Genomic DNA, 25,266 nt, shown 5'->3' with positions numbered 1-25,266 from the left:
CTCTTCCTTTTCCAATGTTGCGCTCACATCTCTGCCCGTTTAACTCTTCCATTCGGGAGAGTTGAATGATCGACAAGCTGGAATTTTTTATCGCGCTTGCCAACCAGAAGCATTTCGGCCGTGCCGCGGAGGAATGCGGCGTGACGCAGCCGACTTTGTCGGCGGCAATCCGGCAGCTGGAGGATCAGCTCGGGGTCATGCTCGTCAGTCGCGGCTCGCGCTTCCAGGGGTTGACCCCGGAAGGGCAGCGGGTGCTGGAATGGGCGCGACGGATCGTCGGCGATACCAGGACGATGCGCGAGGAAATGCGGGCGGCGCACAAGGGCCTGGCCGGCCATATCCGCATCGCGGCCATTCCGACGGCGCTGGCCATGGTGTCGAAGATCACCACCCCGTTTCAGGAGCGGCATCCCGATGTCACCTTCTCCATCATCTCGCGCAATTCGCTGCAGGTACTAAGCCTGCTGGAAAATCTCGAGATCGATGCAGGCATCACCTATCTCGAAAACGAGCCGCTTGGGCGTGTCACCAGCGTGCCGCTTTATGCCGAGCGCTACCATCTGATCACGGCGGCTGGCAGTCCGCACTCCGAGCGCGCAAGCGTGACCTGGAAGGAAGTCGGCAATCTTCGGCTTTGTCTATTGACCGCCGACATGCAGAACCGCCGGATTATCAACCGGCATCTCGCCGAAGCCGGCGCGACGGCACGGCCGACGTTGGAATCTAATTCGATGATCGTCCTGTTCTCCCATGTCCAGACCGGGCGCTGGGCGAGCATTATGCCGAAGAATATCGCCGATTCCTTCGGTTTTCCCGCCGATATTCACAAGATCCCGATTACCGAGCCGGATGCCGAACATCTCGTCGGCCTGGTCGCCACCCATCGCGAGCCGTTTACTCCACTCGTCTCGGCTTTATTGCATGAGGCGCGATTGCTCGCGGATAGTGATAAAAGTCGATAGGAATTTTCTATCGTCTGACGAGACTGCCTTATTGATCCCTCGCTTCTTCCCTGCGACTCTCCGGACGTAGGCCTGCGTTGACGTGGGTCTACGGAGGAGAAGCCTGGGAGGGCTGCTTATGAGTTTGCATCTTGGCTCGGACGCAATCGCGGTCCGTGCCGGCGTCATTATCGACACCATGAAATCGATGGAAGGTCCGCTCCTGCCGATCCTGCATGGGATCCAGGAAGAGTTCGGCTATGTGCCGCAGGATACGCTGCCGCTGATCGCCAAGGCTTTGAACCTCTCGCGCGCCGAAGTGCATGGCGTCATGACCTTCTATCATGACTATCGGGATCATCCCGCCGGCCGCCATGTCCTGAAACTCTGTCGCGCCGAAGCCTGTCAGTCGATGGGCGGCGATCAGTTGGCGGAGCGCGTCAAGCAGCTGCTCGGCATCGATTTTCATCAGACGACGCTCGATGGCAGCGTGACGCTGGAGCCGGTCTACTGTCTCGGGCTCTGCGCCTGCGCGCCGGCGGCGATGCTAGATGGCGAGCTGCATGGCCGGCTGGACGACGAGGGCGCGGAAGAGCTCGTAAGGGAGGCGCGGCAATGACGGTGAAGATTTGCGTTCCACGCGATGCTGCTGCTCTTTCGCTCGGCGCCGAGAAGGTAGCCAAGGCTATCGCCAGCGAGATTGCTAGCCGTGGTCTGGATGCGCGGATCGTGCGCAACGGCTCGCGCGGCATGTTCTGGCTCGAGCCATTGGTCGAGGTCGAGATCGACGGCAAGCGCATCGGCTACGGGCCGGTGAAGGCCAAGGACGTGCCTGGTATCTTCGATGCCGGGCTGATTGAAGGCAAAGCTCATCCGCTCTGTCTTGGGGAGGTCGAAAGCCTCCCATTCCTCAAAGAGCAGACCCGCCTGACTTTCGCCCGCTGCGGCATCACCGATCCCCTTTCATTGGAAGACTACGAAGCCCATGGCGGTCTCAAGGGTCTGCGCCGTGCCGTCGGCATGGCAGCGGCCGACATCGTCAAGGATGTTACCGATTCCGGCCTGCGCGGTCGCGGCGGCGCGGGTTTCCCGACCGGCATCAAATGGAAGACCGTTCTGGATGCGCCGGGTGCGCGCAAATACATCGTCTGCAATGCCGACGAGGGCGACAGCGGTACCTTCGCCGACCGAATGATTATGGAGGGCGATCCCTTCGTCTTGATCGAGGGCATGGCGATATCAGGGCTTGCGACCGGAGCGACCAAGGGTTTCGTCTATGCGCGCTCGGAATATCCGCATGCGATCGCCGCGATGACTGAGGCCGTCGAAGTAGCGCGCAAGGCCGGCATTCTCGGTGCTTCCGTTCTCGGCTCCGGTAAGGCCTTCGATATTGAGATCCGCACCGGCGCCGGCGCCTATGTCTGCGGCGAGGAAACGGCGCTGCTCAACAGCCTGGAAGGCAAGCGCGGCATCGTGCGCGCCAAGCCGCCGCTGCCGGCCCATAAGGGCCTGTTCGACTGTCCGACCGTCATCAACAACGTCATCTCGCTCGCCTCCGTGCCTGTGATCATGGACAAGGGCGCTGCCTTCTATCGGGACTTCGGCATGGGCCGCTCGCGCGGCACCATCCCGCTGCAGATTGCGGGAAATGTGAAATATGGCGGCCTCTACGAGACGGCCTTCGGCTTGTCGCTTGGGGATATCATCGACAGGATCGGCGGCGGGACAGTGACGGGACGGCCGGTGAAGGCCGTGCAGGTCGGTGGTCCGCTTGGGGCCTATTTCCCGCGCGCCTTGTTCGATACGCCTTTCGACTATGAATCCTTCGCGGCCAAGGACGGGCTGATTGGCCATGCCGGCATCGTCGTCTTCGACGACAGCGCCGACATGCTAAAGCAGGCGCGTTTTGCCATGGAGTTCTGTGCGGTCGAGAGCTGCGGCAAGTGCACGCCCTGCCGCATCGGTTCGACGCGCGGCGTGGAGACGGCCGACAAGATCGCCCGGGGCATCGAGCCCGAGAAAAACCGGGCCCTGCTTGCCGATCTCTGCAACACGATGAAGTTCGGTTCGCTCTGTGCGCTTGGGGGCTTCACGCCCTATCCGGTCATGAGCGCGATGACGCATTTTCCGGAGGATTTCGCTCCGGTCCCTTTGATTGAAGCGGCGGAGTAAGATCCATGTCCCTCGTTCCAGAAATCGACTACGGCACGCCCGCCTCCCGCTCCGAAACAATGGTGACGCTGACCGTCGACGGCCGTCCGATCACCGTGCCCGAGGGCACGTCGATCATGCGCGCCTCGATGGAAGCGGGCATTCAGGTGCCGAAGCTCTGCGCCACCGACATGGTCGATGCTTTCGGCTCCTGTCGTCTCTGTCTTGTCGAGATCGAAGGCCGCAACGGCACGCCTTCGTCCTGCACGACGCCGGTTTCGCCGGGCATGGTCGTGCACACGCAGACCAACCGGCTGAAGGATATCCGTCGCGGCGTGATGGAGCTTTATATCTCCGACCATCCGCTCGACTGTCTGACCTGCGCCGCCAATGGTGACTGCGAGCTGCAGGACATGGCCGGCGCGGTTGGCCTGCGCGATGTGCGCTATGGCTATGAGGGCGACAATCACGTCAAGGCGCGCAATAGCGGCGACATCAATCTGAAATGGATGCCGAAGGACGAGTCCAATCCCTATTTCACCTATGACCCTTCGAAATGCATCGTCTGCTCGCGCTGCGTGCGCGCCTGCGAAGAGGTGCAGGGCACCTTTGCGCTGACCATCGAGGGCCGGGGTTTCGGCTCGCGCGTGTCGCCTGGCATGCACGAGCATTTCATCGATTCGGAATGCGTTTCCTGCGGCGCTTGCGTCCAGGCCTGTCCGACTGCGACGCTGACGGAGAAATCGGTGATCGCGATCGGCCAACCCGAGCATTCCGTCGTTACCACCTGCGCCTATTGCGGCGTCGGCTGTTCCTTCAAGGCGGAGATGCGCGGCGAGGAACTGGTGCGCATGGTGCCGTGGAAGGACGGTCAGGCCAATCGCGGCCATTCCTGCGTCAAGGGCCGCTTCGCCTACGGCTATTCGACCCACAAGGACCGCATTCTCAACCCGATGGTTCGTGAAAAGATCACCGACCCCTGGCGCGAAGTCACCTGGGATGAGGCGTTCGCGCATGTCGCCACGGAAATCCGTCGTATCCAGTATCAGTATGGCCGCGAATCCGTTGGCGGCATCACCTCGTCGCGCTGCACCAACGAAGAGACCTTCCTGGTGCAGAAGCTGATACGTGCCGGCTTCGGCAATAACAATGTCGATACCTGCGCCCGCGTTTGCCACTCGCCGACCGGCTACGGCCTCGGCCAGGCTTTCGGCACCTCGGCCGGCACGCAGAACTTCGACAGTGTCGAGCATTCCGACGTCGTCATCGTCATCGGCGCCAATCCGACCGATGGCCATCCGGTCTTCGGCTCGCGCCTGAAGAAGCGGCTGCGCCAGGGTGCCAAGCTGATCGTTATCGATCCGCGCCGCATCGATCTGGTGCGTACGCCGCATGTCGAGGCGAGCTATCACCTGCCGCTCAAGCCGGGCACCAATGTCGCCCTGCTGACGGCGCTTGCCCATGTCATCGTCACCGAAGGCCTGTTCGACGAAAAGTTCATCCGCGAGCGTTGCGACTGGTCGGAATTCGAGGATTGGGCCGCTTTCGTTGCCGAGCCGCAGCATAGCCCGGAAGAAACGGAAAAATACACCAACGTTCCTGCCGATCTCGTGCGGGGCGCTGCCCGTCTCTTCGCCAAGGGCGGCAATGGCGCGATCTACTACGGCCTCGGCGTCACCGAGCACAGCCAGGGCTCGACCACGGTCATGGCGATCGCCAATCTTGCGATGGCGACCGGCAATATCGGCCGTCCCGGTGTCGGCGTGAACCCGCTGCGCGGCCAGAACAACGTCCAGGGCTCCTGCGACATGGGTTCCTTCCCGCACGAACTGCCGGGCTATCGCCACATCTCCGACGATGCGACCCGCGACATCTTCGAAAAACTCTGGGGCGTGAAACTCAACAACGAACCGGGCCTGCGCATTCCCAACATGCTCGACGCCGCTGTCGATGGCACGTTCAAGGGCCTCTACATCCAGGGCGAGGATATCCTGCAGTCCGATCCGGACACCAAGCATGTCGCCGCCGGCCTTGCGGCGATGGAATGCGTCATCGTCCACGATCTCTTCCTCAACGAGACGGCCAACTACGCCCATGTCTTCCTGCCCGGCTCGACCTTCCTCGAAAAGGACGGCACCTTCACCAATGCCGAGCGCCGTATCAACCGCGTGCGCAAGGTGATGAGCCCGCGCAACGGCTATGCCGACTGGGAAGTGACGCAGAAGATGGCGCAGGCCATGGGGCTCGGCTGGACCTACACGCATCCGTCCGAAATTATGGACGAGATCGCCGCGACGACGCCGAGCTTCGCTCTGGTCTCCTACGACTATCTGGAGAAGATGGGCTCGGTGCAGTGGCCCTGCAACGAGAAGACGCCGTTGGGTTCGCCGATCATGCATGTCGATGGTTTCGTGCGCGGCAAGGGCAAGTTCATCCGCACCGAATATGTCGCCACCGACGAACGCACCGGCCCGCGCTTCCCGCTGCTGCTGACGACCGGCCGCATCCTCAGCCAATACAATGTCGGCGCGCAGACGCGGCGTACCGAGAACGTCATGTGGCATTCCGAGGACCGGCTGGAGATGCATCCGCACGATGCCGAGCAGCGCGGCATTCGCGAGGGCGACTGGATCAAGCTTGCCAGCCGCTCCGGCGATACGACGCTCAGAGCGCTGATCACCGACCGCGTCGCGCCGGGCGTCGTCTATACGACCTTCCATCATCCCGATACGCAGGCAAACGTCATCACGACCGACTATTCCGACTGGGCAACCAATTGCCCGGAATATAAGGTGACGGCCGTCCAGGTCTCGCCATCGAACGGCCCGTCGCAATGGCAGATCGACTATGACGAACAGGCACGGCAGTCTCGCCGGATTGTCGGGAAAATGGAGGCTGCGGAGTGAATCTGAGCGTGATGAGTATGCGGAGAGATACCCCCCTCTGTCACTATCGTGACATCTCCCCCACAAGGGGGGAGATTGTTGGCGGCGGTCACTTCGCCATACTCATCGCTCGAGTTCTCTGCGAATTAAGAGGTCAATGGTTTCGTGACGTTGGTGCAACGGGTTACCAATCTCCCCCCTTGTGGGGGAGATGTCACGGAGTGACAGAGGGGGGTATTTCACGCCCCGCCAGTCAATGACCTCCTTCAAACCCACCACCACCGTCCCTGAAACCGCGCGCCGCAACGGCGTCGTCCGCTCCGGCTCGCGCATCGTGCCGGAAGAGGTGCCGATCGCCTTTTCCTATGGCGGCTCTTCGCATGCGGTGATGATGGGAACGCCTGACGATCTCGAGGATTTCGCTATCGGGTTCAGCCTGACCGAGGGCATCATCACCGATATCGGTCAGATCGCCGCTGTCGAGCCTGTCGAGGATGAGCAGGGGATCGATGTGCAGGTCATGCTGGTCGATGACGTCGCGGATGCGCTGCGTGTCCGGCGGCGGCATATGGCCGGGCCGGTTGGGTGCGGCCTCTGCGGTATCGAATCGATCGAGCAGGCGGTGCGCAAGGTGCCGGATGTCTCGAACGTCGCACTGACGCTGTCGCATGAGGATATCGTTCGTGCCATCGCGCTTCTGAACGACGCCCAGCCATTGCATCGCGAGACCCGCGCCGTGCACGGTGCCGGCTTTTATATTCCGGGGAAAGGGCTGATCGCCGTGCGCGAGGATGTCGGGCGGCACAATGCGCTGGACAAGCTTTGCGGCGCCGTCATTCGCTCCGGCCACAGGGGCGCGGATGGCGTCGTTGCGGTTACCAGCCGGCTGTCGGTCGAGATGGTGCAGAAGGCGGCGATCCTGGGTAGTTCAGTTCTGGTCGCGATTTCCGCGCCGACCGCACTTGCCATTCGCACGGCCGAGGAGGCTGGCATGACGCTGGTGGCGCTGGTGCGCGGCGACGATTTCGAGATTTTCACCCATCCGCAGCGCATTACCCCAGGGAGCATCGCCGATGTCGCCTGACGAAACACATCAAGGCAAGACCGCCACGAAGCTGGTTTATATGGCCAACCAGATCGCCACCTTCTTCAAGACGCAACCGGCGCATGAATCGGCGCAGGGTGTTGCCACGCATATCAACAAATTCTGGGAACCGCGCATGCGGCGGCAGCTTTTCGAGATCATCGATCATGGAGACAGCGGCTTAAGCCCTCTCGTCATCGAGGCCTCCACGCTGATCCACAGACCGGAGCCGGCCAAGCAAGACTGATCCGGCCTTTGTCTTTGATTTTAAAAAACTATTGGATGGAGAGGGAAATCCGTCCGTAGCTGCTGTACAAGGCAGACATAATGGGGAATGCGGGTCTTTGAAACAAGGAGGGTTGTTCATGGCGACTGCGGAAACGGATATTTCAAGGGGTGCGGTGGCACCGGGACTGCTCGATCGCGAGCGCATCATCGCCAGACCTGGCTTCAACCGGTGGCTGGTGCCGCCGGCCGCCCTGGCGATCCATCTTTGCATCGGCATGGCCTATGGCTTCAGCGTCTTCTGGTTGCCGCTGTCGAAGGCGCTCGGCACAACGACGCCGCCTTCGGCTGAGTGCGCCAGCCTCAATCTCCTTTCCGCTTTGGTCACGACAAGCTGCGACTGGCGCGTCAGCGATCTCGGCTGGATCTATACGCTGTTTTTCGTGCTGCTCGGTTCGTCTGCCGCCATCTGGGGCGGCTGGCTGGAACGGGCTGGCCCACGCAAGGCCGGTGTCGTCTCGGCGTGCTGCTGGTGCGGCGGCATCCTGCTTGCCGCTGTCGGCGTCATCTTCCACCAGCTCTGGCTGATGTGGATCGGTGCCGGTGTGATCGGCGGTATCGGGCTTGGCCTTGGCTATATCTCGCCGGTCTCGACGCTGATCAAATGGTTTCCCGACCGGCGCGGCATGGCGACGGGCATGGCGATCATGGGCTTCGGCGGTGGGGCAATGATCGGCGCGCCGCTCGCGAACCTGCTGATGACCCACTTCCGCGTCGACGGTTCGGTTGGTGTCTGGCAGACATTCATCGTCATGGCGGCGATCTATTTCGTCTTCATGATGGGCGGTGCCTTCGGCTACCGGCTGCCGCCGGCCGGCTGGCGTCCGGAAGGATGGACGCCGCCCGCTGCCAAGAGCACGATGATCACGACCAAGCATGTGCATCTGCGCGACGCCCACAAGACCAAGCAGTTCTGGCTGATCTGGGCGGTGCTGTGCCTCAACGTTTCGGCTGGCATCGGCGTCATCGGCATGGCTTCGCCGATGCTGCAGGAAATCTTCGGTGGCGCGCTGATCGGCCTGCCGGATATAAAGTTCGGCGATCTCAGCAAGGAACAGGTCGTGGCCATCGCAGCGATTGCCGCGGGCTTTGCCGGTCTGCTGTCGCTCTTCAATATCGGCGGGCGCTTCTTCTGGGCATCGCTCTCTGACAAGATCGGACGCAAGAACACCTATTACTGCTTCTTCCTCATCGGCATTGCGCTTTACCTGCTTGCCCCCTGGGCGGCGGGTATTCATAGCAAGGTCCTGTTCGTCGGCGCCCTCTGCATCATTCTCTCGATGTATGGCGGCGGCTTTGCCACCATCCCGGCCTATCTCGCCGATATCTTCGGCACGCAGTTTGTCGGTGCCATCCATGGCCGGCTGTTGACGGCCTGGGCGACAGCCGGGATCGTTGGTCCGGTGGTGGTCAACTACATCCGTGAGGCACAGAAGGCTGCCGGCGTCGAAGGCGCGCAGCTTTATACCTTCACCATGTATATCCTCGCCGGCATGCTGGCGCTGGGGCTGATCGCCAACTCGCTGGTAAGGCCGCTTGCGGACAAGTGGTTCATGTCGGATGAGGAAGTGGGCGCGCTGCAGGCAAAGACCGCAGCCGCCAATGCTGGTCCGACGGGCTCCTTCGGCATCGGCAAGGGCGGGTTCGACGGCAAGGCGCTGATCGCCTGGGCGATCGTCGGCATCCCGCTGCTTTGGGGCGTCTGGGTGACGATCAGAAGCACGTTTGCGCTGTTTGGCTGAAACCGGCACGCTACTTGCATGAAAAAAGCCGTCCCGGATGACCGGGGCGGCTTTTTCGTGGGGACTGAAATGAAAAGCAGGCGCTCAGGCGGCGAGTTCTTCGGCTTCGCTTTCCTTGAACATCTTGGCAAGGTTCAGGAAGCAGATCATGCCGTTTTCAGTGGCGATGATGCCTTCGCAATAGGCGCGGTCGAAGGAAGCGGTGACTTCGGGGACGGGCTGGACCTGATCGGCGGCAATCGTCAGAATGTCGGAGACGCGATCGACCAGCATGCCGATGACCATGTTATGGACTTCCGCCACGACGATGGCGCTGCGTTCATTGGCGACCGTGCTCTCCATGCCCAGCTTGTAGGCGAGATCGATAATTGGGATGACTGAGCCGCGCAGGTTCATGACGCCGATCACATCTGCCGGTGCATGCGGGATCGGCGTCGACGGCGCCCAGCCGCGGATCTCGCGGATCGTGGTGGTCTTGACGCAGAATTCCTGATCGTGAAGCCGGAAGGCAATGATCTCCAGCGTATCGCCGCTGAAGCTGGTGGAATTGATCGTGGCCATGAACATTCTTCCCGTTGACGCATGGCGCCAAATCCGGCGCTCTATTCGAGACGATAGCGCAAGAATGTTGCTCAAACCTAAACCTATGGAAGAGATTTCAGCTCTGGCGTAGTTTAGTTTCTTCTAAAGGTTGAGCTCAGCGTGCCAGGACCTTTTCGATCTGCTCCAGCGCCCAGTCGACTTGGCCTCGGGTGATGACCAGCGGCGGGGCGAGGCGGATCGTGTGGTCGTGGGTGTCCTTGGCGAGCAGGCCGAGATCCTTGAGCTGATAGCAATATTGCCGCGCGCCGCCGGCTTCCGGTACCAGTTCCACCGCCAGCATCAGGCCGCGTCCGCGCACGTTCTTGACGATGTTGGAGCGGATCGAGCGCAGGCCCTCGAGGAAATAATCCCCCATGACGGCGGCGTTCTCGATCATACCCTCTTCGGTCAGGACACGCAGAGCCGCGCGGGCAATGGCGCAGGCGAGCGGATTGCCGCCAAAGGTGGAGCCATGCTGTCCGGGTTTCAGCACGCCGAGCACCTCGGAGTTGGAGAGGACCGCCGAAACCGGATAGTAGCCGCCCGACAAAGCCTTGCCGATCAGCGTCACGTCGGCCTCGATGCCTTCATGCTCCTCGGCCAGCAGTTTGCCGGTGCGGCCGAGGCCGGTCTGGATCTCGTCCAGGATGAGCGTGATGTTGTTGGCAGTGCAAAGTTCGCGCAAACGGGTGAAATAACCGGCAGGCGGTATGATGACGCCGGCTTCGCCCTGGATCGGCTCGATCAGCGCCGCAACGGTGTTGCTGTTGATCGCGGCGGAGAAGGCATCGGCGTCGCCGAAGGGCACGACGCGGAAACCCGGCGTATAGGGGCCGAAGCCAGCGCGGGCATCCGGATCGGTCGAGAAGCTGATGATGCTCAGCGTCCGGCCGTGGAAATTGTCGGCGAAGACGATGATCTCCGCCTGGTTTTCCGGCACGCCCTTGACCTCATAGCCCCATTTGCGCACCGCCTTGATCGCGGTCTCGACGGCCTCGGCGCCGGAGTTCATCGGCAGGATCTTGTGGGAGCCGGTGAGTGCCGCCAGCTCCTCATAGAGATAGGCGAGCTGATCGTTGCGGAAGGCGCGGGAGGTGAGCGTCAATTTGCCGGCCTGCTCGATCATCGCCTCGCGGATCTTCGGGTGGCAATGACCCTGGTTGACCGCCGAATAGGCTGAGAGGCAATCGAGATAGCGCTTGCCGTCGGTATCCCAGACATAGACGCCTTCGCCGCGGGTGAGCACGACGTCGAGCGGCTTGTAGTTATGGGCGCCGAGACGCTGCTCGGTGGCAATCAGATCGGCTGGTGCGCTCATGGTAACTTCCCCCAGAACTATGCGGCCCTTGTCGGGCGGTCGAAGATGCGCCGGCCGAACAGGCTTGCCGCCATCTCCACCAGGACGCGGGCGCTCTTGCCGCGATCGTCGAGGAAGGGATTGAGCTCGACCAGATCGAGCGCCGAGACGAGGCCGCTGTCGGACAGCATTTCCATGATCAGATGGGCTTCGCGATAGGTCGCGCCGCCCGGCACCGTCGTTCCGACGCCCGGCGCGATGTCCGGGTCGATAAAATCGACGTCGAAGCTAACATGCAGCAGACCGTTGGCGGCGCTGACGGTGTCGAGCACCCGGCGCATGATCGCGGCCACGCCCTGTTCGTCGAGCGAGCGCATGTCGAAGACGTTGACGCCGTGCTCGCGGATCTGCTCACGCTCGTGCGGATCGACGGAGCGGATGCCGACCTGGAAGACCTTCTTCGGATCGACCAGCGGCCGCCCGGCCGGCAGCACATTGGCGATCTCCGCCTGGCCGCAGAAGTAGGCGACAGGCATGCCGTGAATATTGCCTGACGGCGATGTCGCCGGCGAATTGAAGTCCGAATGCGCGTCCAGCCAGAGCACGAACAGCGGCCGGCCGACCTCTGCCGCATGGCGCGCCATGCCGGAGACGCTACCCATGGAGAGGCTGTGGTCGCCGCCGAGGATCAGCGGGAATCCGCCGGACGAGGCGACGTCATAGACCTTGGCTTCGAGCGCGCGGGTGAAGGCGCCGACGATCTTCAGATGATGCGCCTTCGGATCGTCCGGCAGGTCGGCGGCGGGGGCGGGATGCAGATCGCCGCTGTCGGTGACGCGATGGCCGAGCTCGGTCAGCATCGTCTCGATGCCGGCGATACGCAGGGCTGTCGGGCCCATGCTGGCGCCGCGGCGACCTGAGCCTTCCTCAAGCGGAACGCCGATCAGGGTGACGGATGTGGATTCTACGCTCATTGGGCGGCGCTCCAAAGGGTTAGGGGCTGTTGATTCGCATTATTCGCCAGGGAGGCGACAGCAAAAAGATGGAAAATTGTCGAAAAGTGAGTAGATCTCGACAGATTGAACAGTTCAACTTAGCAGAATGATAAGTCCATGGATGATCTCGACCGCGACCTCCTGAGTGCATTGCGTCACAATGCCCGTACTTCCGTCTCCTCACTTGCGGCAGAGACCGGTGCTTCACGCGCGACGGTGGCCGCCCGCATCGAACGGCTGGTCGACAACGGTACCATCACCGCCTTCACCATCCGAACCGGCCACGAAACCCGGGCTGCCGGCGTCCGCGCCATCGTGCTGATCGAAGTGCTCGGCAAGCTGGCGGACAAGGTTGCCGATCAGCTTCGCGGCCTGCCGCAGGTGAGAGCGCTGCACAGCACCAACGGCAAGTGGGATTTCATCGCGGAACTCGAAGACCGCGACCTTGCCTCCTTCGACGAAACGCTGCGCCGCATCCGGCTCATCAATGGTATCAACACGACGGAGTCTAATATCTTGCTGAAAACGAGCAAGATGGGATTTTGAATACGAGGCCACAGCGGTGGTCTGGTAGTCTGTTCTGGGGCATAGTTACCGAGAACGATGCCCGCGCGCACAATGGGTCAGATGGAGCGGCTTGCCCCGAGGTCAACATGTCAATCAATCTTGAGATTCGGCAATATGCCGGCCCGGATCGTCATCGTCACGACTATAGCCAGATTCTGTTTCCCATGCGTGGTTCCATGCTGGTCGATATCGAAGGGCGGGCCGATGTCGTCTCAAGCCATAGTCTGGCGATCATCCCGCAGGACCGCATGCACAATTTCACGCCGAGCGCGGATTGCAGCCTCATGGTCATGGATGTGGAGCTCGGGTCTCTTCCCGATGCGCTTGTTCCGTCCGTCTTATGCGGCCCGTCGGCTTTGACGGTCAGGATCGAGCCGTGGCTCTGGCGGGTCTTCAACCAGCTTGGCCGCGAGGTCGAGGCGGATGGGCGTCGCGCCCGGGATGTCGCCCATCTGGCGTTGAGCGGGTTGCAGCTTGTCCGGCAGGAGCAGGTGACGGTAGCTCCACCCCGGAGTCTGGCCGAGCAGCGTGTTCTTGACGCAGCCGGTGCGTTTGGAGATCTCCTTGGGCAAACCAGCGTGACAAACATGGCGCGCAAGGTCGGCCTTGGGCAAAGCCAGTTCCATGCGCTTTTTCGGGAAACGGTCGGTCAATCGCCGAGGCAATACCAGTTGCGGAAGCTCTTCGATCGCGCCGTCGATCTGCTCGTCAACACATCGCTGCCGATTTCGGAAATCGCCTATGATCTCGGCTATCGAAACGCCTCGTCCTTTAACCGGCAGTTCAAGCAGAGATTCGGCCTGACCCCATCGGCCTTCCGCAATGCCGATGCGGATAGCAGGTCCGTTCCGGACTAAGGATCGGAGGTTCGGTCAAGTCATTCGGAGCTTCGCCGCATCACAAGGGCTCCGATTTCTGCGAAATTCCGCCAGACAAACATCTGGCTTCAGGAGGCCCGCTTGACCAAACTGACTGATTTCAAGGCTCTCACTTTCGATTGCTACGGCACGCTCATCGATTGGGAAACCGGCATCTGGAACGCACTTCAGCCGCTCTTGAGCGAAGGCCGGCTAACCATAAGCCGCAATGAGACACTCGAACTGTTCGGCCGGCTGGAAACGGAGCAGGAGCTGCAAACGCCGTCCCTGCGTTATTCGACCCTGCTCGCGGCGATGCATGCGCGCATCGCAAAGGTGCTGGGTGCGCATGTCTCTCCGGATCTGCATGAGCGCTTCGGCGGCTCCGTCTCCGATTGGCCGCCCTTTCCTGATTCAGCTAAGGCGCTTGGCTATCTCAAGAAACACTACAAGCTCATCATCCTGTCGAATGTCGATCGCACCAGTTTTGCTGCCAGCAACCGGAAACTGGGCGTGAATTTCGACGCCGTCTATACCGCAGAGGATGTCGGGTCCTATAAGCCCGATCCGCGCAATTTCACTTATCTGCTCGACCATCTGCAGGGTGATCTCGGCATCGCGCCTTCAGAGGTGCTTCACGTCGCACAGAGCCTCCATCACGACCATGTGCCGGCGGCGAAGGCGGGCCTCGCCCGCGCCTGGATCGACCGGCGTTCCGGACAGCCTGGCGGCGGAGCGACGCCGATTCCGCCCAATATTCCGACGGTCGATTTTGTGTTTACGAGCCTTGCCGAATTCGCCGACGCGCATCGCGCCGCCATTGGCGGCTGATATCTCGAGCAAGATTTCGGGAAGCTATAATCGACGGCCGGGGTGCTAAGAGGCGTCCCGGCCATGTCGCCTTAATATTCGTGCTCGTAGACGATACCGGCTTCGCCCGCGCCATTCGAGCCGGCGGCACCCCGCAGCTTCACCCCGCGCCCGACATCGAGATTGATGATCGCCTTGGTGTTGTTGGCGGCACCTTGCTGTAGTTCGATATAGGTGCGCTTGTTCAGGTACTTGCCGGCGCCGACCTGCGCCTGGCCGTTCGCATCGGTCGAGATGTCGAGATCATCGACGCCGAGATGGCTGCGCAGGCCGTCGAACAGCGAGGTAGAGCGGCCGCCGGCAAGCTGGCTGGCGGCATCGGCGAGCTGGGCGATCTGCATCGCCGAGAGCTTCGACATGGATTGGCCGAAAATCAGCTGCGCCATCACCTCGTCCTGCGGCAGGGCAGGCGAGGAGGAGAAGGCGATCTGCGGGTCGGTGGCCAGACCCGTGACATCCACGGTGATGGTGGTGGAGTTTACCGACGAGGTCGCTTCCATGTTGAGTGCGGGCGTCAGGTCGCCGCCGAAGGTGATCTTGCTGGTGTCGGTGAAATCCAGACGGCGGCTGAGGATGGTCAGGCGGCCGCGCCGCATGGTGAAGCCGCCGGAGACGACGGGATTTGCCGCCGTGCCGCGAACGGTAATACTGCCGCCTAGTTCCGCGTCGATGCCACGGCCGCGCACGAAAATCTGCGACGGCGCATCGAGTTGCAGTTCGATGCCCAGGCTGGTGGATTTGCTGCTCGGAGCCTGCGGTTTCTGACCCTTGAACTGGGCGGTGACCGCGGCCGGTGCGTTCTTGTGCTTGATGTTGATTTCTGAAAGCGAGGCCGGCAGCTTTTCCGGCACGGTGATCGATGCCTTGCTGAGCTTCAGATTGCCGGTCAGCACCGGTGCGGTCATCAGCGGCCCCTTGATACCGAGCGCGCCGTTGACGGTCGCTGTCACCAATGTGCCGTCAACATAGGTGGCGTTGTTGAATTTCAACTGGATATCGGCGGGAAAGCCGCCGTCCTGGACGATGCCGACCGTGCCGCTCGCCGAGACGCTGCCGCCGCTGGCGAGATTGCCGTTGAGGCGCGAGATCGTGGCCTGCCTGCCGTCGAGGGTGACGGTGACGGCAAGGCCGTTAAGGGTGAGATTGCGGCGGACATCGACGAGCTTACTGCCGTCGGTGATGATCGTGCCGGTAACGGCGGGTGCGGCTGTCGTGCCGCCGATCTGCAGGTCGATCCTGGCCGTGCCGGTCATGACCAGGCCCTGTGCCGCGAGCTGGCCGGCCAGCGCGTCGAAAGGCAGGTTTCCTGTGACTTTTATCGCCAGCGCCTTGCTGCCGGCGACAGCGACCGTGCCGCCGCCGTTGAGCGCGAGACCGCTCTGGCCGGTGAGATTGGTGTCGATGGTGACGACGTTGTCGGCGAACTGGCCGTTTGCCTTGATGCCGAGTGGGCCTAGCCCGGCCGATTTCGTCTGGCTGGTCGCAGCCCCCGACCAATCGGTCTGAAACCGGACGACGGGTGCCGCCGGCTTGCCGGTGGCGGTTACCGTGCCGGAGATCGTGCCCTCGGCGGCAAGCATCGGGGCGAAGACATTGGCGAGGCTGGCGGGCAGGCTGGCGATCTTGGCATTGATGTTGAGCGCCTGGCCCGCAGTGCCATCGACGACGACGGAGCCACCACCGGTCTGGATGGTAAGCCCATTCAGCGTGACCGTGCCGTCCTTGATGGTGATCTTGGTGGGCGAGGCCAGCTTCACCGGAATGGTGCGTGGCGCACCGGCGAAGTTGTCGAGGCTGACGACCGTCTGGCCGCCGCCGGTCTCGACATTGCCGCCGGTGGTGAGCGGCGCGTTGTCATAGGTCGACTTGAGATCGAAGACGGTGCGGCTGCCCTGTTGCGTGAAGGTCAGCCCGAGATCGGCGATGCGATTGGCGCCGGAGGCGATGGCGCCGGCGCGGATGCTGCCATTGGCGGAAAAGGCTTTCAGGTCATCGACAGTGAGGGCGATGGCCGGTTTGTCGATGACGAGATCGTCGCGGCGAATGCCGCCGCCGGTGGCATTGACCTTCAGGCCGATCTTGCCATTGGCATTGGAGAGATCGAGCGTACCCTTCAGGTCGCCGGCGGCCTTTTGCCCGGCGAGGGCGGCGATGAGGCTGAGATCGGGAAGATCGAAAGTCAGCGCGCCCGATGGTTCGAAACTCGAAGAGAAATCCAGCTTGCCCTGCAGTCTGTTGGGGCCGATCTCGACGGCAAGCGCCGGGATACTGGTGCGGCCATCTTGCGAGGTAGCGTTAGCGGTGATGCTGATCGGTTTGCCGTCGATGGCGCCGTTCGCCTCTACGTTCGCCTGCGGGGCATTCGGATCGGCGGTGCCGGTCAAAGCGACATCGAGCGTATCCAGCAATCGCCCAGCGAGCTTGACGTTGACGGCCTTCACCGTCGCGTCGACGCCGAGTGCTGTCAGCGGTCCCTTGGTCTTCAGCCCGATGTCCGCCTGGCCCTCGGCATTCGGGATCAGCTTGGAAAGGTCGAGCAGCTTGCCCGTCAGGTTCGAGGCCAGAGTCTGGCCGTCGAGCGTGGCATTGCCGTTGATTTCGCCGACATTCGATTTCAGCGCCAGATTGGAGAGGTTGATCTTCGTCGGCACGGTGCCGGCGACCTGGCCCTCCAGCGAGATCGTTCCCTCGAACTTGTTCGACACACCGTCCGGCAGCACGGCGGGCAGGGCGAAGAGCTTGAAGTTGCCGGTCAGCGCCTTCGACGACAGCGTATATTTGCCGTTGACGGTGCCGCCGATGCTGGCGCTTTCCAATGTCGTGTTGTTGAAGCCGATCGTGTCGGGCGAGATCTGCAACGGCGCGGTCAGCGAAATCGGCGCGCGGATCAGGCGGTTGAGATCCGGACTGACGAATGCCGTTTGGCCGACAACGAGGCGAAGCTGCAGCGGACCGGAGCCGCTGGTCAGATTGAAAGCGTCGCTTGTGGCGCTGAGGTTTATCTGGCCGATCTGGCCTTGCGGCGCGCTGGCGCTGTCGAGCGTGGCCTTGGCATCGATCTTTACCGCTTGCGAGGCGCCTGTCAGCGCGACATCGACGCGCGAGATCATCGCCCGCAACTCGCCGTTTTCCATCGGCCAGCGGAAATCGACTGGTCCGGAGGTGCCGAGCAGGTTGGCGTTGAGACTGTTGTTTCCCGAGGGATCGAGCGTGCCGGAGGCGGCAATGACGACGCTGCCGGTAGCGAGATTGCCGGTCTGGATGTCGATCTTGCCCTTGCCGTCGAAGGTTGCGGAAAGGTCGATCGTCGTCTGGCCGGCAAATAGCGGGCGCAAGGTCGGTGGCAGCAGAGAATCGACGTCGCCGCCGCCCTTGACGTCGATATGGTGCAGCCCATCGGCAGACATGGCGTGATGGCCGTCGATCGATACTGTCGGCTTGCCGTCCAGCGCCGCCTGAAGCTTGCCGGCCCAGTTCGATAGCGGACCCTCGCCGGAGAGTTTGATATTGATCGCGGGGCCGCCCGGCAGATGCAACAGTCCAGCGAGCAGGCCATCCCGAGGCTCTGCGATTTCGGCCTTCAGGTTCAGCCGGTTTTCGGCCGGCGCGAAGGAGATATTGGTCGAGAGCTTGGCATCGGGAACGTCCTGGCGATTGGCATCGAGGATGAGATCGACGCTGCTGTTGTTCGCCTTGACGCTGCCATTGGCCGCAAGGGCGAAATCCTGGCCGGCAATGGCTTGGCCGATGCGCAGGTCCGGCAGGGCGATGGCGCCGATATCGACAGCGATGGGCAGCGAGAAACCGCTGCTTTCGCTGGTCGCAGCCTGGGGTTCGGCTTTCACCGTCGATACCGGCAGGCGCTGGACGTCCACGACATCTGCGGCAACGCGGTCGGCATGGAAGGTGCCCGTCAGCAGCGAGAGCGGCGACCAGTCGATGGCGAGGTTCTGCACCTTGGCGACGGTGCCCTTGGTATCGGCAACGGTGATTGCGCCGACCCTGAGGCTGCCGGTCAGAAGTCCCGAGGGCTGGGCAATCGTGATGGTGCGGTCCGGTGTAGAGACGAGTTCTGCCACCCGGTTCACGGCATAGCCGGTTGCGCCGGGCACAAAGCCGACGACGAGCACGGCGGCAATGGCCAGCACGAGAACTGCCACGACCGCATAGCCGACGAAGCGCAACAATCTCCCGAGAATTCGAATCAACATGCTCATGAGAGCGACAGTAACCTCACTTTTGTAACCGCGTGCTGAACTGATCTCCGATCATACGGCTGGTCAGAAGGATTGGCCGATGCCGGCATAGATGCCGTATGCCGTGCCGTCGGGATATTTCTTCAGGGGAACGGCGACATCGAGCCTGATTGGGCCGAAGGGCGTAGCGTAGCGCACACCGACGCCCGCGCCAATGCGAAGATCGGAAAAGTCGGGAAAACTGCTGTCGGTGACGCTACCCATGTCGACGAAGGGCACGATGCCGATCGTGTCGGTAATCTTGATGCGGGCTTCGAAGGAGGCCGTGCCATAGGAGCGGCCGCCGAGCGCATCGCCATTGGAGTTATAGGGCGAGATTTCCTGGTAGGCGTAGCCGCGCACTGAGCCGCCGCCGCCGGCATAGAATCGCCGGGTCGCCGGAATGTCCTCGATGCTGTTGGCGCCGAGGAGCGAGCCAAGGGAAAGCTTGCCGGCGAAGACGACATTGTTGTTGGCGCCGACGCCCTGATAACCGGAAATCGAACCCTCGAAGGAACTGAACACCGTGCCGCCCATGGCTTCATAGCTCGGCTTGGCGCTAATCGAGGCGCGGTAGCCCTCGGTCGGGTCCAGCTTGTTGTCGCGGGTGTCCCTGATATATTCGAGCGGGATCGCCACCGTCAGATAGTTTTGATCGCCATAGGCGTCCGTGCTGTCTTGTTCATAGGACACTTCACCACCGGCGGAGACGGTGTCCTGATCGGACAGCTCGTAGGCAAGGCCGGCGCTCGCGGTGGCGGTATCGGCATCGTAGGCGTCCGGATGTAGGCTCTGCATCTTCAGGCCAGCGGTGAAGGTTGCCGAGGGATAGAGGGTCGCGGGCCGGACGTAGGTAATGCCGGCGCTATAGTCGAGCTGGCCGACATCGGTGGTTTCGCCGAGCCGGGAGACCGATCCCTCGATGCGTAGCGAGTCCGCCCGGCCGGTCAGGTTGCGGTGACCCCAATAGCCCTGCAGGCCGAAGCCGTCGATGGTGGAATATTGCGCGCCGACGCCAAAATAGCGTTGCTTGCCTTCCGACACTTCGATGGTCATGGGAATGCTGCCGTCCGGCGCCAGTCTGTCGGCCTCGCGGATGGTGATGCTGGAAAAGACGCCAAGCTTGCGCAGGCGGTCGGAGGCCTTCTTCAGCTCTTCCGGGGAATAGGGCCTGCCCTCATTGATGCGGGCATAGCGCTTGATGAAATCCGGATCGACTGACTTCTGGCCGGTGACGCCGACATTACCGACGGGTGCGATGGGGCCACTGTCGACCCTCAGTGTCACCTCGACGGTGCGGCTCGCGTGATCTGCGACGACATCGCGTCTGGTCAGCCTGGCGAGCGGATGGCCCTCGTTCTTGAAATCGGCGACGATCTTGTCGCCGGCCTTGATGATGGTCAGCGATCCCGCGCCATCGCCGGGCACAAGCCCGTATTGCACAGCGTTGCGGCTGGCTGCGTCGCCGAGCAGGTTGACCTTGCCGAGTTTGAAGAGCGGGCCGGGATCGATGCTGACGGTGATGGCTACGGGCTTCGAGCGGCTGAAGGTCGGGTTCGGCGGCAGCGCGTCCAGATTGGTGCCGTCGACGGTGACGGTGACCACCGCGCCGTAACGGGCTTTTTCGTAAAGGGTGGCGATCAGCCGGTCGCGATCGTCGCGTGCCTTGATGACGACGCCGAGGTCGCCGGAAACCGGCTTCTTCTTGTCGGCGACCAGCATCGAGCTGTCGGTCAGGGATTCCTTGAGGTCCTTGTCGATATTGTCGGTCTTCAGATCGACCGTGTAACGGACGGGATCGGAAACCTGATCCTTTGTCTCGTCCTCGCCCCAGAGGGTCATGCCGAACAATTTGAAAGCAAAGGCATTTTTGATGCCGAGCGGGGCGAGCGCAAGCGTCGCCGCAACCGCCATTACGGTGCCTGCTCGCCGATACGCAATACTCTTTCTCGGGTCAGTTCTTCTACGCATACGCCGCTTTACGGTTATATGAGAACTTACTCAGTTTGGTGTTTCCCCGGGGTTAACGCGGGGGCACCATAGAGACAAAACTTCGTCAGGTGTACCTTTTTTAGACTCGAAAACCTGTAAAAGGCGGATGGGAAAATGAAGAATCCCGGATTTTCGTCCGGGACTTAGGGCAGTTGCGATTGTTTCCACGGAGTGGGGGATGGCCGTTATTTCGCACTCCGCGCTTTCGGCCCGACATGGAAATCGAGATCGAATTTTGCCGGCGATCGACAAGAAAAAGCCCCGGACGCAAGATCCGGGGCTTCGCTATCTCGATCTGTAATTGATCAGTAGTCGCTGTTGTAACCGCCACGGTAACCACCACCATCCCGATAGCCGCCACCATCGCGATAACCGCCGCGTGGGCAATTATCGATGTAACGACGGCCATAGCGGTCGCGGTAGTAGCACTGGCCCGGCTGTTCGGAAACGCTGCCGATGACAGCGCCGGAAACGCCGCCGATCGCGGCGCCGACGGCTGCGCCGCGGACGTTGCCGGTGACTGCACCGCCGATAATGGCGCCGGATGCCGCGCCGATGCCGGCGCCCTGTTCAGTCGGGGTGCAGCTTGCGATCGACAAGCCGATCAATGCGAGCATAAGAACTTTCTTCATTCACTCTCTCCAACGTTAGTTAAGCCGGTACCCCCGGCCAACGCCGTCCCATTCTTCAGCTCCACCACGATGGGCTGTCCTTACAGTCCTGCAGCTACGAAGAAATATCGCGTAAAATATGATTGTCCATTGGCTATCTTTATTTTCTTTAATGCTAAAATATATAAATCTACAATAGGTAAGTGAAATAAATTACGTGAAGAGAAAATCCACGATCTTTCTAAAGTAGAGGTTGATCGTACTTCAAAAAAGTCAAATGATGGCAATTGCCTCTGGAGGAGAGGCGTGGAGGAAAATATGGCAAAGGTGACTTTGACGGTGAACGGCCGAACGGTCGGCGGCGAGTGCGAGGAGCGCACGCTGCTTGTCCATTTCATCCGGGAAAAGCTTGGCCTGACGGGAACCCATGTCGGCTGCGACACCAGCCAGTGCGGCGCCTGTGTGGTTCATATGGACGGAAAATCGGTCAAGAGCTGTTCGATCCTCGCCGTGCAGGCGTCCGGCTCGGCGATCACCACCATCGAGGGTCTGGCCGCCAATGGCGAGTTGCATCCCGTTCAGGCCGCCTTCAAGGAACATCACGGCCTGCAATGCGGCTTCTGTACGCCGGGCATGGTGATGACGGCGGTCGACATGATCAATCGTCACGGCGGTTCGCTCGATGAAAAGACCGTGCGGGCCGAGCTGGAAGGCAATATTTGTCGTTGCACCGGCTATCACAATATCGTCCAGGCGGTCCTTGCCGCCAATGCCGAAATGCACGCCGCCAAGCAGGCGGCCGAGTAAGATTTCACCGAGACTGTCTGGCGAACGCCAACGGCTGTTATCTTGGCGGATTGCTAGGCCCGGAACCCCAATGGGAGGATATCATGGGCGTTGAAGGCATTGGTGCGCGCGTTACGCGCAAGGAAGACAAACGATTTCTGACGGGCAAGGGGCGCTATACCGACGACATGGTGACGCCGGGTATGAAGTACGCCTATTTCGTCCGCAGCCCGCATGCGCATGCGAAGATTGCCGGCCTCGACACTGCGGCTGCACTGGCCATGCCAGGGGTGATCGGTGTGCTGGACGGTAAGCAATTGCTTGCCGACGGAATCGGCAACCTGATCTGCGGTTGGATGATCCATTCCAAGGATGGCTCGCCGATGAAGATGGGTGCATGGCGGCCCCTGGCGGTCGATACCGTACGCTATGTCGGCGATGCCGTCGCCATCGTGGTTGCCGACAGTCTGGGCGAGGCCCGCGACGCGGCCGAGGCCGTGGTGGTGGATTACGATGAGCTTCCCGCCGTCGTTGAGGCGATCGAGGCGCTGAAGCCCGATGCGCCGCAGATTCATCCAGAGGCGGCAGGCAACCTGATCTTCGATTGGGAGATCGGCGATGGCGCCGCGACCGACAGTGCGATCGCCGCGGCGGCGCATGTCACCGAGATCGAGATCCATAACAACCGGCTGTCGCCGAATGCGATGGAGCCGCGCGCCACGCTTGGCATCTACGATGCCGCCGAGGATCACTATACCTGCTACACCACCAGCCAGAACCCGCATGTGGCACGGCTGGTGATGAGCGCCTTCTATAATGTCGCGCCAGAAAACAAGCTGCGGGTGATCGCGCCTGATGTCGGCGGCGGCTTTGGCTCGAAAATCTATATCTATCCGGAGGAGATCGTCTGTCTCTGGGCCTCGAAGAAAACCGGCGTGCCGGTCAAGTGGACGTCCGACCGCACCGAGGCTTTCCTTACAGATGCTCACGGCCGCGACCATGTTTCCAAGGTGAAGATGGCCTTTGATGCCGAGAACCGTATCATCGGGTTGAAGGTCGACACCATCGCCAATCTCGGCGCCTATATGTCGCTGTTTTCATCCTGCGTGCCGACCTATCTCTACGCGACGCTGCTGTCCGGCCAATATGCGATCCCGGCGATCCACGCCAATGTCCGCACCGTCTATACCAATACGGTGCCGGTCGACGCCTATCGCGGCGCGGGGCGTCCGGAAGCGACCTATCTTCTCGAGCGCACCATGGAAACGGCGGCGCGCGAGCTTGGCATTTCGCCGGCGGAACTGCGACGCGCCAATTTCATCCGCTCTTTCCCCTATCAGACGCAGGTGATCATGAATTATGACGCCGGCGACTACGAGGCGTCGCTGAATGCCTCCATGCAGCAGGCGGACTGGAACGGCTTTCCGGCCCGCAAGGCGGAAGCGGCGTCGCGCGGCATGAAGCGCGGCATCGGCATGAGCTGCTATATCGAGGCCTGTGGCCTTGCGCCGTCGCAAGCGGTCGGTGCGCTCGGCGCTGGCGTCGGCCTCTGGGAATCGGCCGAGGTTCGCGTCAACGCGGTCGGCACCATCGAGGTGCTCACCGGCTCGCACAGCCATGGCCAGGGGCATGAAACCACTTTCGCGCAGCTCGTCGCCGACCGGCTCGGCGTGCCGATCGACAGTATCTCGATCGTTCACGGCGACACCGACAAGGTGCAGATGGGCATGGGCACCTATGGCTCGCGCTCCGGCGCCGTCGGCATGTCCGCCGTGGTCAAGGCGCTCGACAAGGTGGAGGCCAAGGCGAAGAAAATTGCGGCCCATCTGATGGAGGCCGATGAAAGCGATATCGTCATCGAGGACGGCAATGTCAAAGTTGCCGGCACGGACAAATCGCTGCCCTGGTTCCAGGTGGCTCTGGCCGCCTATACCGCGCATAACCTGCCTTCCGGCATGGAGCCGGGCCTGAAGGAAACCGCCTTCTACGATCCTGCCAATTTCACCTTCCCAGCCGGCTGCTACATCTGCGAAGTCGAGGTCGATCCGGAAACCGGCAAGACCGAGATCATCCAGTTCGTCGCCGCCGACGATTTCGGCAATATCATCAATCCGATGATCGTCGAGGGCCAGGTGCATGGCGGCATTGCGCAGGGGATCGGCCAGGCCTTGCTCGAGGGCGTGCACTATGACGAGAACGGCCAGCTGCTGACGGCGAGCTTCATGGACTACACCATGCCGCGCGCCGACGACCTGCCGTCCTTCGATATTTCGCATCAATGCACGCCGAGCCCGAGCAATCCTTTGGGCCTGAAGGGCTGCGGCGAGGCGGGCGCCATCGGTTCGCCGCCGGCGGTGATCAATGCCATCACCGATGCGATCGGTAACAACGCGCTTACCATGCCGGCCACGCCGCTGAAGGTTTGGGAAGCCGCTCGGGCCGTGGCCTGAGAAGAGGAGGAGAAAGCCATGTATGCAACCAACTATCACCGCGCCTCCTCGGTCGACGAAGCCGTCAAGTTTCTGTCGGGCGCCGATGAGGGCAAATACGTCTCCGGCGGCATGACGCTGATCGCCACCATGAAGCAGCGGCTGGCCTCGCCGACCGATCTTGTCGATCTCCGGCATATTCCATCGCTGAAGGGCATCCGCGTCGATGGCCGCAGGGTCACGATCGGAGCGGCGACCACGCATGCGGAGGTCGCCTCGTCGGCGGCGATCCGTGCGGTCTGTCCGGCGCTCCCGGATCTTGCCGGCATGATCGGCGATCCGCATGTTCGCCATATGGGGACGATCGGCGGTTCGGTCGCCAACAACGATCCGGCGGCGGATTATCCCTCGGCCATGCTGGCGCTCAACGCCACCATCGTCACCGACAAGCGGCAGATTACCGCCGATGATTTCTTCACCGGCCTGTTCGAGACGGCATTGGAAGACGGCGAGCTGATCACCGCCATCACCTTCGAGGCACCGGAGAGGGCGGGCTACGCCAAATTCCCCAATCCGGCCTCGCGCTACGCCATGACCGGTGTCTTCGTCGCCAAGGGTGCGGGCGGTGCTCGGGTCGCGGTTACTGGCGCGGGTGCGGACGGCGTGTTCCGCCATGGCGGCATGGAGCAGGCGCTCGCGGCGAACTGGTCGCCGGACGCGGTCGCCAATGCAACCGTCGATTCGTCGGCGCTGATGTCCGACCTGCATGCCACGGCCGAATACCGTGCCAATCTGGTCAAGGTCATGGCCAAGCGCGCGGTGGCGGCGGCGTAAATTGCCGTGAAAAATGCCGGAGCGGCGGCTTGGTCATCGCTCCGGTTATTCCCGTTGGCGGCGTGAGTTTAATTGTCAATTCGTCGTGATTATCTATTCTTGTCTAGAATTGTTCAAAATTAT

18 protein-coding genes and 1 pseudogene are annotated in these 25,266 nt (G+C 61.8%); 13 read left to right on the top strand and 6 right to left on the bottom strand.

Annotated elements, in window-relative coordinates:
* Positions 1 to 65: 65 nt before the first annotated feature.
* The 7 genes from EX00_RS29805 (at position 66) to EX00_RS29775 (ending at position 9,088) form a co-directional block, all read left to right on the top strand.
* Complete coding sequence (locus EX00_RS29805; RefSeq protein ID WP_047465998.1) at positions 66 to 962, top strand: LysR family transcriptional regulator; 897 nt, start codon at positions 66 to 68, stop codon at positions 960 to 962.
* Positions 963 to 1,140: 178 nt separating this feature from the next.
* Complete coding sequence (locus tag EX00_RS29800) at positions 1,141 to 1,560, top strand: formate dehydrogenase subunit gamma (protein ID WP_404944053.1); 420 nt, start codon at positions 1,141 to 1,143, stop codon at positions 1,558 to 1,560.
* The gene (locus tag EX00_RS29795) at positions 1,557 to 3,113 is read left to right on the top strand and encodes a formate dehydrogenase beta subunit (RefSeq protein WP_047465992.1); all 1,557 of its coding nucleotides are present in this window, start codon (positions 1,557 to 1,559) and stop codon (positions 3,111 to 3,113) included. Before EX00_RS29800 ends, EX00_RS29795 begins: the two co-directional genes overlap by 4 nt.
* 5 nt (positions 3,114 to 3,118) lie before the next feature.
* Positions 3,119 to 5,998 (top strand): formate dehydrogenase subunit alpha, encoded by a 2,880-nt coding sequence (gene fdhF / locus EX00_RS29790; protein WP_047465990.1) that lies wholly within the window; start codon positions 3,119 to 3,121, stop codon positions 5,996 to 5,998.
* Between the two features lie 235 nt (positions 5,999 to 6,233).
* Positions 6,234 to 7,061: a formate dehydrogenase accessory sulfurtransferase FdhD gene (fdhD, locus tag EX00_RS29785; RefSeq protein WP_047465988.1), complete on the top strand. Its 828-nt coding sequence runs from the start codon at positions 6,234 to 6,236 to the stop codon at positions 7,059 to 7,061.
* Complete coding sequence (locus tag EX00_RS29780) at positions 7,051 to 7,308, top strand: formate dehydrogenase subunit delta (protein WP_047465986.1); 258 nt, start codon at positions 7,051 to 7,053, stop codon at positions 7,306 to 7,308. Before fdhD ends, EX00_RS29780 begins: the two co-directional genes overlap by 11 nt.
* A gap of 118 nt (positions 7,309 to 7,426) precedes the next feature.
* Positions 7,427 to 9,088, top strand: a complete 1,662-nt coding sequence (locus EX00_RS29775) for an OFA family MFS transporter (RefSeq protein ID WP_047465984.1) — start codon at positions 7,427 to 7,429, stop codon at positions 9,086 to 9,088.
* Between the two features lie 84 nt (positions 9,089 to 9,172).
* Here EX00_RS29775 and EX00_RS29770 read toward each other — a convergent pair whose 3' ends face one another.
* From EX00_RS29770 to rocF, 3 genes are all read right to left on the bottom strand, one after another.
* Positions 9,173 to 9,649, bottom strand: a complete 477-nt coding sequence (locus tag EX00_RS29770; RefSeq protein WP_047466387.1) for a chemotaxis protein CheW — start codon at positions 9,647 to 9,649, stop codon at positions 9,173 to 9,175.
* A 136-nt stretch (positions 9,650 to 9,785) separates the two neighbouring features.
* Positions 9,786 to 10,988, bottom strand: a complete 1,203-nt coding sequence (gene rocD / locus EX00_RS29765; RefSeq protein ID WP_047465982.1) for an ornithine--oxo-acid transaminase — start codon at positions 10,986 to 10,988, stop codon at positions 9,786 to 9,788.
* Positions 10,989 to 11,005: 17 nt separating this feature from the next.
* Positions 11,006 to 11,941, bottom strand: coding sequence for an arginase (rocF, locus tag EX00_RS29760; protein WP_047465979.1), 936 nt, complete (start codon positions 11,939 to 11,941; stop codon positions 11,006 to 11,008).
* A 138-nt stretch (positions 11,942 to 12,079) separates the two neighbouring features.
* Between rocF and EX00_RS29755 the strand changes: the two genes are divergently transcribed.
* From EX00_RS29755 to EX00_RS29745, 3 genes are all read left to right on the top strand, one after another.
* Entirely contained in the window at positions 12,080 to 12,508 is a 429-nt protein-coding gene (locus EX00_RS29755; protein ID WP_047465976.1) for an Lrp/AsnC family transcriptional regulator, read from the top strand.
* Between the two features lie 107 nt (positions 12,509 to 12,615).
* On the top strand, positions 12,616 to 13,386 hold the full coding sequence (locus tag EX00_RS29750; RefSeq protein ID WP_047465973.1) for a helix-turn-helix domain-containing protein: 771 nt from the start codon (positions 12,616 to 12,618) through the stop codon (positions 13,384 to 13,386).
* Between the two features lie 102 nt (positions 13,387 to 13,488).
* On the top strand, positions 13,489 to 14,217 hold the full coding sequence (locus tag EX00_RS29745; RefSeq protein ID WP_047465971.1) for a haloacid dehalogenase type II: 729 nt from the start codon (positions 13,489 to 13,491) through the stop codon (positions 14,215 to 14,217).
* A gap of 71 nt (positions 14,218 to 14,288) precedes the next feature.
* Here the strand turns inward: EX00_RS29745 and EX00_RS29740 are convergent, their stop codons facing one another.
* From EX00_RS29740 to EX00_RS29730, 3 genes and pseudogenes are all read right to left on the bottom strand, one after another.
* Entirely contained in the window at positions 14,289 to 18,473 is a 4,185-nt protein-coding gene (locus EX00_RS29740) for a translocation/assembly module TamB domain-containing protein (RefSeq protein ID WP_047465970.1), read from the bottom strand.
* Positions 18,474 to 18,536: 63 nt separating this feature from the next.
* A complete protein-coding gene (locus EX00_RS29735) occupies positions 18,537 to 20,462 on the bottom strand; it encodes an autotransporter assembly complex protein TamA (RefSeq protein WP_080761362.1) in 1,926 nt (641 codons plus the stop codon).
* 398 nt (positions 20,463 to 20,860) lie between these two features.
* Positions 20,861 to 21,115 (bottom strand): annotated as a pseudogene (locus tag EX00_RS29730) (YMGG-like glycine zipper-containing protein); the annotation flags it as partial.
* A gap of 297 nt (positions 21,116 to 21,412) precedes the next feature.
* Here EX00_RS29730 and EX00_RS29725 point away from each other — a divergent pair.
* The 3 genes from EX00_RS29725 (at position 21,413) to EX00_RS29715 (ending at position 25,143) form a co-directional block, all read left to right on the top strand.
* Positions 21,413 to 21,901, top strand: a complete 489-nt coding sequence (locus tag EX00_RS29725; RefSeq protein WP_007690047.1) for a (2Fe-2S)-binding protein — start codon at positions 21,413 to 21,415, stop codon at positions 21,899 to 21,901.
* Between the two features lie 83 nt (positions 21,902 to 21,984).
* A complete protein-coding gene (locus EX00_RS29720; RefSeq protein WP_047465961.1) occupies positions 21,985 to 24,330 on the top strand; it encodes a xanthine dehydrogenase family protein molybdopterin-binding subunit in 2,346 nt (781 codons plus the stop codon).
* 18 nt (positions 24,331 to 24,348) lie between these two features.
* Positions 24,349 to 25,143, top strand: coding sequence for an FAD binding domain-containing protein (locus EX00_RS29715; RefSeq protein ID WP_047465959.1), 795 nt, complete (start codon positions 24,349 to 24,351; stop codon positions 25,141 to 25,143).
* Positions 25,144 to 25,266: the final 123 nt, after the last annotated feature.

Origin of the sequence: Martinezella rhizogenes (assembly GCF_000799715.1) — a bacterium.
In the GTDB taxonomy this organism is placed as follows: Bacteria; Pseudomonadota; Alphaproteobacteria; order Rhizobiales; family Rhizobiaceae; genus Rhizobium; species Rhizobium rhizogenes_C.
The sequence above is the reverse complement of the archived record's forward strand: the minus strand, read 5'-3'. Positions and strand labels throughout refer to the sequence as shown.

What these genes read in the sequence shown, in the direction of transcription:
- rocD (WP_047465982.1), bottom strand. Translation starts at nt 10,988, where the DNA reads ATGAGCGCACCAGCCGATCTGATTGCCACCGAGCAGCGTCTCGGCGCC.
- EX00_RS29750 (WP_047465973.1), top strand. Translation starts at nt 12,616, where the DNA reads ATGTCAATCAATCTTGAGATTCGGCAATATGCCGGCCCGGATCGTCAT.
- EX00_RS29735 (WP_080761362.1), bottom strand. Translation starts at nt 20,462, where the DNA reads ATGCGTAGAAGAACTGACCCGAGAAAGAGTATTGCGTATCGGCGAGCA.
- EX00_RS29800 (WP_404944053.1), top strand. Translation starts at nt 1,141, where the DNA reads ATGAAATCGATGGAAGGTCCGCTCCTGCCGATCCTGCATGGGATCCAG.
- EX00_RS29805 (WP_047465998.1), top strand. Translation starts at nt 66, where the DNA reads ATGATCGACAAGCTGGAATTTTTTATCGCGCTTGCCAACCAGAAGCAT.
- EX00_RS29795 (WP_047465992.1), top strand. Translation starts at nt 1,557, where the DNA reads ATGACGGTGAAGATTTGCGTTCCACGCGATGCTGCTGCTCTTTCGCTC.
- fdhF (WP_047465990.1), top strand. Translation starts at nt 3,119, where the DNA reads ATGTCCCTCGTTCCAGAAATCGACTACGGCACGCCCGCCTCCCGCTCC.
- EX00_RS29720 (WP_047465961.1), top strand. Translation starts at nt 21,985, where the DNA reads ATGGGCGTTGAAGGCATTGGTGCGCGCGTTACGCGCAAGGAAGACAAA.
- EX00_RS29725 (WP_007690047.1), top strand. Translation starts at nt 21,413, where the DNA reads ATGGCAAAGGTGACTTTGACGGTGAACGGCCGAACGGTCGGCGGCGAG.
- EX00_RS29715 (WP_047465959.1), top strand. Translation starts at nt 24,349, where the DNA reads ATGTATGCAACCAACTATCACCGCGCCTCCTCGGTCGACGAAGCCGTC.
- rocF (WP_047465979.1), bottom strand. Translation starts at nt 11,941, where the DNA reads ATGAGCGTAGAATCCACATCCGTCACCCTGATCGGCGTTCCGCTTGAG.
- EX00_RS29740 (WP_047465970.1), bottom strand. Translation starts at nt 18,473, where the DNA reads ATGAGCATGTTGATTCGAATTCTCGGGAGATTGTTGCGCTTCGTCGGC.
- EX00_RS29775 (WP_047465984.1), top strand. Translation starts at nt 7,427, where the DNA reads ATGGCGACTGCGGAAACGGATATTTCAAGGGGTGCGGTGGCACCGGGA.
- EX00_RS29780 (WP_047465986.1), top strand. Translation starts at nt 7,051, where the DNA reads ATGTCGCCTGACGAAACACATCAAGGCAAGACCGCCACGAAGCTGGTT.
- fdhD (WP_047465988.1), top strand. Translation starts at nt 6,234, where the DNA reads ATGACCTCCTTCAAACCCACCACCACCGTCCCTGAAACCGCGCGCCGC.
- EX00_RS29755 (WP_047465976.1), top strand. Translation starts at nt 12,080, where the DNA reads ATGGATGATCTCGACCGCGACCTCCTGAGTGCATTGCGTCACAATGCC.
- EX00_RS29770 (WP_047466387.1), bottom strand. Translation starts at nt 9,649, where the DNA reads ATGGCCACGATCAATTCCACCAGCTTCAGCGGCGATACGCTGGAGATC.